Source organism: Thalassospira sp. HF15, from assembly GCF_011806525.1.
Classification (GTDB): Bacteria; Pseudomonadota; Alphaproteobacteria; order Rhodospirillales; family Thalassospiraceae; genus Thalassospira.
In genome coordinates this window covers 453,122-461,066 of sequence record NZ_JAAVKI010000005.1, presented here as the reverse complement: position 1 = coordinate 461,066, position 7,945 = coordinate 453,122, and the positions used below count along the sequence as shown (strand labels likewise).

At 51.9% G+C, this 7,945-nt stretch carries 8 protein-coding genes; 7 read left to right on the top strand and 1 reads right to left on the bottom strand.

The genetic code is table 11. The annotated features are described in order from the left end of the window. The first annotated feature begins 374 nt into the window (after positions 1-374). The 7 genes from HED22_RS14045 (at position 375) to HED22_RS14015 (ending at position 7,436) form a co-directional block, all read left to right on the top strand. Positions 375-1,649, top strand: coding sequence for a hypothetical protein (locus tag HED22_RS14045; protein WP_167723247.1), 1,275 nt, complete (start codon positions 375-377; stop codon positions 1,647-1,649). An 87-nt stretch (positions 1,650-1,736) separates the two neighbouring features. Further along, the gene (locus HED22_RS14040) at positions 1,737-2,276 is read left to right on the top strand and encodes a TRAP transporter small permease (RefSeq protein WP_167723245.1); all 540 of its coding nucleotides are present in this window, start codon (positions 1,737-1,739) and stop codon (positions 2,274-2,276) included. 191 nt (positions 2,277-2,467) lie between these two features. Then, positions 2,468-3,802, top strand: coding sequence for a TRAP transporter large permease (locus HED22_RS14035; RefSeq protein WP_167723243.1), 1,335 nt, complete (start codon positions 2,468-2,470; stop codon positions 3,800-3,802). A gap of 48 nt (positions 3,803-3,850) precedes the next feature. Continuing rightward, on the top strand, positions 3,851-4,543 hold the full coding sequence (locus HED22_RS14030; RefSeq protein ID WP_167723241.1) for a GntR family transcriptional regulator: 693 nt from the start codon (positions 3,851-3,853) through the stop codon (positions 4,541-4,543). A gap of 83 nt (positions 4,544-4,626) precedes the next feature. Continuing rightward, on the top strand, positions 4,627-5,514 hold the full coding sequence (locus tag HED22_RS14025) for a fumarylacetoacetate hydrolase family protein (RefSeq protein ID WP_167723238.1): 888 nt from the start codon (positions 4,627-4,629) through the stop codon (positions 5,512-5,514). Between the two features lie 12 nt (positions 5,515-5,526). Continuing rightward, positions 5,527-6,306: an SDR family NAD(P)-dependent oxidoreductase gene (locus HED22_RS14020; RefSeq protein ID WP_167723236.1), complete on the top strand. Its 780-nt coding sequence runs from the start codon at positions 5,527-5,529 to the stop codon at positions 6,304-6,306. 149 nt (positions 6,307-6,455) lie between these two features. Next, positions 6,456-7,436, top strand: a complete 981-nt coding sequence (locus HED22_RS14015; protein WP_167723235.1) for a VOC family protein — start codon at positions 6,456-6,458, stop codon at positions 7,434-7,436. A gap of 17 nt (positions 7,437-7,453) precedes the next feature. On the opposite strand, the gene HED22_RS14010 is transcribed toward HED22_RS14015, so the two are convergent. Beyond that, on the bottom strand, positions 7,454-7,849 hold the full coding sequence (locus HED22_RS14010) for a hypothetical protein (RefSeq protein WP_167723232.1): 396 nt from the start codon (positions 7,847-7,849) through the stop codon (positions 7,454-7,456). Between the last annotated feature and the right edge of the window lie 96 nt (positions 7,850-7,945).

Sequence of the window (7,945 nt, the reverse complement as noted above, 5' to 3'; positions counted from 1 at the left end):
GCAACCAACATTAGAAAAGCTCGCCCTCGTGGCGGGCTTTTTTAATGTCTGGTAGGTGGGAGCGGGCGTTTTGAGCCTCTTCTTCAAACCAAGAAAAGCGTCGCTTTGCGCAGGTTCAGCGAAGCACGCAGGGCGTAGCTAAATCCTCTCCCCGCAACCAGAATGTTAAAGACTCGCCAGCAGGCGGGCCTTTTGCATCTTTGGCTGTTGGGATGATGGAGTTGTTCTCTGCAAACAGACCAAAGCCTGTTTGCCAGGTTCGTTGCGTTGCTATGGCTTTGGTAGTGGTGCGACCAATCGGTTTGCAAAATCTTTGGGTTGACGAAAATCGGTTTAAAAGATAAGAATCGATTATTGAAAAAATAATCGATTCTATGAGCGATTGTTCAGAGGTCGTTAGAATCTCGAAAAACCAAGATGAAAACCCTAGGGAGAAACTAGACATGAAGCTCTTGATTGCAGGTGCGACACTTACAGCATCGCTTTTTGCTTTTTCTCATGCTCAGGCAGACAGCATGGCAGAGATGGATACGATGACGCTCCGTGTAGCATCGTTGTACGGCCCTGATAGTTGGTTCACGGCTCCAATGGAGGCCTACACACAGAGGCTGGAGCAGAGAAGTAACGGAAAGCTGAAGTTTGAATATTACTATGCGGGCAGCCTTGTTCCTGCAAAGGAACTGACCTCGGGGCTCGGTTCCGGGCTGTTCGACTTTGGATTTGTGTTGCCAGCTTACGAAGCGGCCAAGTTCTCTGTCGACGTATGGCAGGGAAGTCTCGCGATCCCGTCAATCTCCGATCCGATCCTTGAAGTCGCGACAACGGCACTTTCGGGTTACGAATGGACCGCAGGTCTCAAAGCGCATAACCAGCAGCTGCTTGATGCGGGTATCTTTGCCATAATGCCGTCATTCTCGATTACCGGGCCGTATGGGGTTTTGTGTAAGGAAGATAATGCCACCTTGGCCGACCTTGAGGGCAAGCGTAGCCGTGTTGCAGGAGAGATCTGGACCAAGGAAGCGCAGAACATCGGTTTGACGCCTGTGGCGTTGCCGATTACCGAGGTTTATCAGTCATTCCAGTCCGGTGTGATCGATTGCTGGATGGGGGGCTTGGCTGATGCAGGTGCCAACGGCTTCTTCGATCACGCAAAATATTTCAACCTGGGCATGGGGCTGACGGCATATGCGCAGGCTGTTTACGGCTTTAATCTTGATACCTGGAATGCGTTCCCTTCGGATCTGAAGGAAATCGTATGGGACGAAACTGCACAATATGCAGCCGAACTTCTTGAAGCTGCGCTGAAACAGCAACTTCGTGCCGCAAAAGACAGTGTCGAAATTGGCGTTGCCTACACGATACCGGATGCAGAAATGCGTGCCAAAATTGACGTCTATCATGATCAGGTGCGCGAGCATGCCGCCGAAAATAGTCCGGAAGAAGTCGAAAATCCGGCAGCAGAGGTTGCACGTCTCTCTGAGCTTCGCACCAAATGGCAAGACATCCTGAGTGCGGAGTTCGGGTTTGACGGGAATTACACCTCGTGGGGCGACTTTGTGGCCAAAGGCGGAGAATTGCCTGATTTCCAACCTCTTAAGGCACGTATCCTGAGTGATATTGTCACGCCGTACGCTTCATCGCAGGATTGATTAATGAGACGGGGCGGGCTTTGCCGCCCCACTCAACTTAGGTCAAAGGTAACCTGGGTTCGCTAAAAATGATCCGTGAGGCAATTGATGAAATCAGGGCTGAAGAAATTCGGTGGCTCCGCGTTGGATATTTGCAGGCAGATGCTGGTTCGTCTCGGTACGTTCTGCATTTATGCCCTTGTCTTGCTGATACTTGCCGATGTGTTGTCGCGAAATCTGTTTAATTTGCCGGTTCCAGGTGTACTGGAAGTTTCTCAATACTGGCTGATGGTTCCGATGGTTTGTATCGGAATCTGGTGGGCGGGCCGAACCCATCAGCATGTGCGCGTTACCATGCTGACCGAGAATTTGGGTGAAAATGCGCTGAAACTTGCCGATGCGATTGCTGGATGTGCCGCCGTACTAGGGCTGTTGATCGTCAGTTGGTTCAGCTTTCAGGTGGCATATGAGAGCATGTTGGATGGCGAATATGCCGGGGCCTACAAGATCGTGATATGGCCGGTACGGTATGTGGTTGCGCTTGGCTTTCTGAGTTTCGCTTTTGTGATTGCAAGGCAACTTGTGGACACTTTGTCGAATCCCAAACGGTGTGACTCTGTTCATTCTGAAAATCCGGAGGCGCTGTGATGCGCGGAATTACTCCAAAGAATACAAGGTCTCAGACGGTTCTTGGCGCGGGAAGCACGGATGCGAGAGGCAATCTGGGCCGGTGGCACGGTGTTGCTCTTGTGCTTTTGTTGCTGCTGGTGGCTCTTGTTTGCAGTGGGCTGTTTTTTGTTGATATGCCAAGGGAACTTAGGGCGTTGGTCGCTCTTGGGATGATGTTCTCTCTCATGGGGCTTGGGGTGAATGTCGGTCTTGCGATGGGGATATCGGGCTCTGTCGGGCTTTATGCCGTTCTGGGTGAACGTGCGCTGGACGCCACTTTGTCCCAGACCCCGTTTACGACAGCGTCGAGTTCTACATTCATTGTGTTGCCAATGTTCATCTTCATGGGGCTCATGCTTTGGTATTCCGGCATTACGACCAAACTCTATGCTGCGGCAAAGGTATTGTTCTTTTGGTTGCCAGGTAATCAGGCCGCGACCACAAATATAGCCGGTGCGGGACTTGGTGCGATCAGTGGATCAACCGTGGGCAGCACTTATGCGCTAGGTCGCATTGCAATTGCTGAAATGCTTCGGAATGGCTACGACAAGCGCCTGGCTGTTGGTTCGGTTCTGAGTGCGGGGACAATCGGGCAACTGATCCCCCCCAGCATCATGATGGTCATCTTTGCTGGTTTCGCTGAAGTGCCGGTCGGACCACAACTTCTTGCCGGAACAATTCCGGGCATTCTGCTTACGCTTGCATATGTTTTGACCGTCGTCATCGTAGCCTTGGCAAAACCGGCGTGGGTTGGCGCGGGCGTTAAAGGTGCAAAGACGCATTTAACAGGTGATGAAGACAGTTTGGCATTCGGTGAGAAGACAAAGATTGTTCTGGCAGCATGGCCTGTACCTGTTCTGATTGCGGTCATTTTTGGCGGTCTTGGCAGTGGATTGCTCACTGTCACTGAATGTGCCTCTGTCGGGGCAATCGGCGCGGTTCTGTACTGCTTTGCAGCGCAAAAAAAAGAACAGTTTCTGAAGTCGTTGACCGGAGCAGCACGAAGCACCCTTTCTACGGTCGGGTCTGTCTTGATCCTGTTGATTGGTGCCGCAATCTTAAGTCGTTTGCTTGCGGTAACTGGTGCTGCGCAATGGCTGTCGGCAAACATGAAGTTGATGTCAGACAATCTGTTTGTGTTCTTCGCGCTTCTTATTTTGCTCTATCTCGTTCTTGGGATGTTTATGGATGCTATTGCCATGATGCTCTTAACGGTGCCGCTGATCATGCCGATTGTGGTCGCCGCCGGGTATGATCCGATGTGGTTCGGCATTTTTCTCGTGCTGATGGCAGAAATAAGTATCCTGACCCCACCGGTAGGACTGCTGGTGTTTATCGGCCACCGTATGGCTCAGGACCCGGAGATCAATATTGGTCAGACAGTGTCGCTCAAAGACGTGTTTGTCGGGGTTTTTCTTTTCGTGCCATTGGCACTGGCTGTTGTTGTGCTGATCACGGTCTTTCCGGATCTTGTGACTTGGCTTCCGGAACAAGCAAGTCAGTAATGAATAGTTGCACATTCGATAAAAATAACAAGTTGGGGACAGGATTCCATGTCAAAACGAGGTGATTCAAAGTCGCTCGCCATGGACGTTTATTGCCGTATTCGTCAGGGCATATTTGAAGGTGAAATCAAACCGGGTACGCGGTTGCAACCTAGTGTGCTGAGTAAGCAATATAGTGCAAGTACGACTGTCGTTCGCGAGGCCCTGATCCTTCTGAGTGGTGACCGTCTGGTTACGTCATCAATAGGCCAGGGGTTTTCTGTCCCGGAACTTGATCGGGAAGACCTCAGTGATCTGACGCTCATCCGTTGCCACAACGAAACACTCGCCTTGAAACTCGCGATTGAACGTGGAGGCGTTGAGTGGGAGACGGAACTTCTTGCGACCCATCATCGCTTGGCCCGGACGCAGCGACGAACCTCGGATAACCAAAGCCATGGCAATCCCGAATGGTTTAATGCCCATCGTGCTTTCCACTCCAAACTGATCGAAGCATGCGGGGTTCCGGCACTGATCGACATTTGTGAAAAGTTGGCAGCCGAAACCGAGATTTACCGCGTCGCGTCCGGTTCAGTCTCCGGCAGCAGCGCAAGGAATGTCGAGCAGGAACATGCAGATATTCTTGACGCTGTCCTGGCGCGTGATGTGGGCAATGCTTGCGAGCTCCTGCGGAGACATTACAGCGCAACAGAAGAAATGTTGCTCTCGCATTGGCCCAAGGAAAACGAGCAGCCTGCTTAGTTCCGGGCTGTTTTTCAGATACCTCAAAGCGCCCGTGATCCGGGTGCACGAATAAACATCAAGATACCTAAAAGGAGAGACGAATGCGTCTTGTGTCTTTTATTTCTCCGGCAGGACAGCCGAGTTTTGGTACAGTCGAGGGATCGTACATCCTTGATGCCGGTGCCATACTGAAGAACAGGTTTGCTGATCTTAAACAGGTCCTTGCCGCAGACGCGATCAATGAACTGAAAGGGGCTGGCGAGAGGGTTTCCTTTGACACCGTCACGCTTCTGCCGCCGATTCCGTCGCCGGACAAGATTTTGTGCGTCGGGTTGAATTACCTGTCCCATATCAAGGAAACTGGGCGAGACAAACCGAAGCATCCGTCAATTTTTACCCGCTATCCTTCCTCGCTTGTCGGGCATCAGACACCGCTCGTTCGACCGCAGGCCAGTGATGAGTTTGATTATGAAGGTGAGCTTGCCGTCATTATTGGCAAGCCGGGGCGTCACATTGATGAAGCCAGTGCTATGGACCATATCGCGGGATATACTTGTGTGAACGAAGGTTCCATCCGTGATTATCAGATCCATACGACTCAGTTTTGGCCGGGCAAGAGCTTTGAAAGTTCGGGTTCCATAGGGCCGTGGATCGTCACTGCAGACGAAGTCGGTGACATAACCAAGCAAACTCTTACTACACGTGTCGATGGCAATGTTGTTCAGCACACAGGACTGGATGACTTGGCCATCTCGATCCCGGAGATGATTGCATATATCTCGACCGTAACCACGCTACAGCCAGGGGATGTGATTGCCACAGGTACTCCGGGTGGTGTCGGTAAGTTTCGCAAGCCACAGCTCTATCTGCAGCCTGGTATGGAGGTTGAGGTCGAAATTACCGGGATCGGCATGCTGCGCAACGGAATCATCAATGAACATATTCCGCATGTAGAGCAGCCAGTCGCAACCCAACAGCAAGTCGGTTAAGGGCGTTTCGAGATGAAGAACAGATTTCATGGAAAGACCGCATTCATCACGGGCGGAACCGGTGCACTTGGTGCTGCTATTGGTCGCCGGATTGCTGAGGAGGGGGGCAAAATCTTTCTTGCTGACCTCGTGCCAGACAAAACCAAGAGCGTTGCGGAAGCTTTCGATGGACTAAAGGATCCGAAAATTCTCGCTTTGGATGTTACCTCGGAAGAAAGCTGGAAAAATGCTTTGGAATGCGTGACCAGTGAAAGTGGCAAGCTCGACGTACTTGTGAATGCGGCGGGTGTTGTTTGCGACGGGAGCTATACGATTGATGCGTTGCCGAGCCAGGAATGGCAGCACGTCATGAAGGTGAATGTCGACGGAACGTTCTTGGGCACTCGCGAGGCAATCCGCGTGATGAAGGATACGGGCGGCGGGGCCGTGGTCAATATCGGCTCGACCACAGCTTTTGTCGGCAGTGTGGATGCCATTCCCTACAATGTCAGCAAGGCTTCCGTTCGCGCCCTGACCCGCAATGCAGCGTTTAGTGCTGGAAAAAGCGGCTACAAGGTGCGGGTGAATGCCGTGCATCCGACCTGGGTTTGGACGCCGCTTGTCGAGGCCATGCTGTTGAAGCGGTTTGGTTCGAAAGAAAAGGCGCTGGAGTTCATTCTTGCGCAACATTGCGTTGATCGGTTGCCCGAACCGGCAGATATCGCAAATGCGGTCGCGTTTCTGGCCTCGGATGAAGCCAGCATCATCACCGGTTCTGACCTGGTCGTTGATGGCGGGCGTACTTTGGGGTGATCCCTACCGCAGCATGTCTCATTATTAAAGTAGCATCTGTATGCTCAGGTGGCAGAAAACGTCCTCAAAAGTGTATTTCGACAGTTTGAGTCCTTTTTATTCTGCCACTCCCCTTCATTGAAATTAGGAAACAAGAGAGAGCTACCGACATGGCTATAACTGCCTTGGGTTATTTGGGCATTCGTTCAAGTAAGCTTGATGATTGGGGTGACTTTGCAAGTAAGTTGCTTGGCATGCAGATGCTTGATCGCGGGGGTAAGGCGCTTGCGTTCAGAATGGATGATCGTCAGCAACGGCTCTTGGTCTCTGACGAGCGGGGTGACACCCTGGCCTTTATTGGCTGGGAGGTCGAGAGCCGTCGTGATTTGGAAGACTATTCCAAGAAGCTTGATGCCGCTGGTTTGGAGGTTCGGATCGGATCGTCCGCCCTTTGTGATCGTCGTTTTGTATCCGAACTCATCTGGTTTGAGGATCCTATGGGTAACAGGGTCGAATTGGTCTATAAGCCCATGATTGCAAACGACCCTTTTGTGCCAGGTAGACCGATTGAAGGGTTTAACACCGGTCCATTGGGCATGGGACATGCGGTTTTGCATGTGAAGGATGTATCTGTGATGCTACCGTTCTACCGTGATCTTCTGGGGTTTCAGGTAACAGATTACGGCTTAAGTCCCTACGGTATTTATTTTTTCCACGTCAACGAGAGGCATCATTCGTTCGCAATGGTCGGGTCCGGGAAGCAAGGGTTCCACCATTTTATGGTGGAGTTCAAGAACCTCGACGATGTTGGTCAGGGGTATGACCTTGCGCAACTTGACGAGGGCAGGTTGGCTTACACCCTCGGAAGGCACACAAACGATTATATGACGTCGTTTTATGCCAATTCCCCGTCGGGTTTCTTTGTTGAGAATGGTTGGGGCGGACGGGTTATTGATCCAAAGACCTGGGAGCCACACGAGACATTTGATGGTCCCAGCTTCTGGGGGCATGAGAGACTGTACCTTGCCGAGGAAGACGGTCGCAAGCGATTGCGGGACATGCGTCTTGATGCTGCCGCACGCGGCAAAAGATCCCCGGCTGTCGCCGATTGTCCATGGCTTTACAGCAAAGTTTTTGGCTCATCGCAGTAAGTGTGCCGTTTTGCCGGTCAGGAAGAAAGTCGCTTGTCGGCGGCGATGATTGCTGGAAAGTCAAACGTCACCTCGCAGCTTCGCTGCCAGCATTCCTCGGCCTCATTCCAGATGACGTGAATGGTCAGTCTATCGATGATCTGGCGCAGCGGGACGATGGCCTCCGGATCGCGTGACCAGGTTTGCAGCTTTGCGATCAACTTGTTGTTGCGAGAGACAATGCGGTCGATGCTTTTGGACAGTGTTGTCTCGGCCAGTTCCCGTTCACATCGGGAGATGTCGAGCTTCAGACGATGAATCTGTTCTGACTTGTCGTCAAAAAATGCACGGATTTCGTGAGACCTTGCATCGGGGCCCAAGGCCTCGATGACCTTGTTCAGGCCAATGCGGACAGTCTCAAGCTCCTTATTCAAATGCGCGATCTCATGTTCCAGTTCTGAGTGTTTACCCACAACCAAATAAAAAGGACCCTGCCATCTCACGGATGACAGGGTCTTTCTCATTTGTGG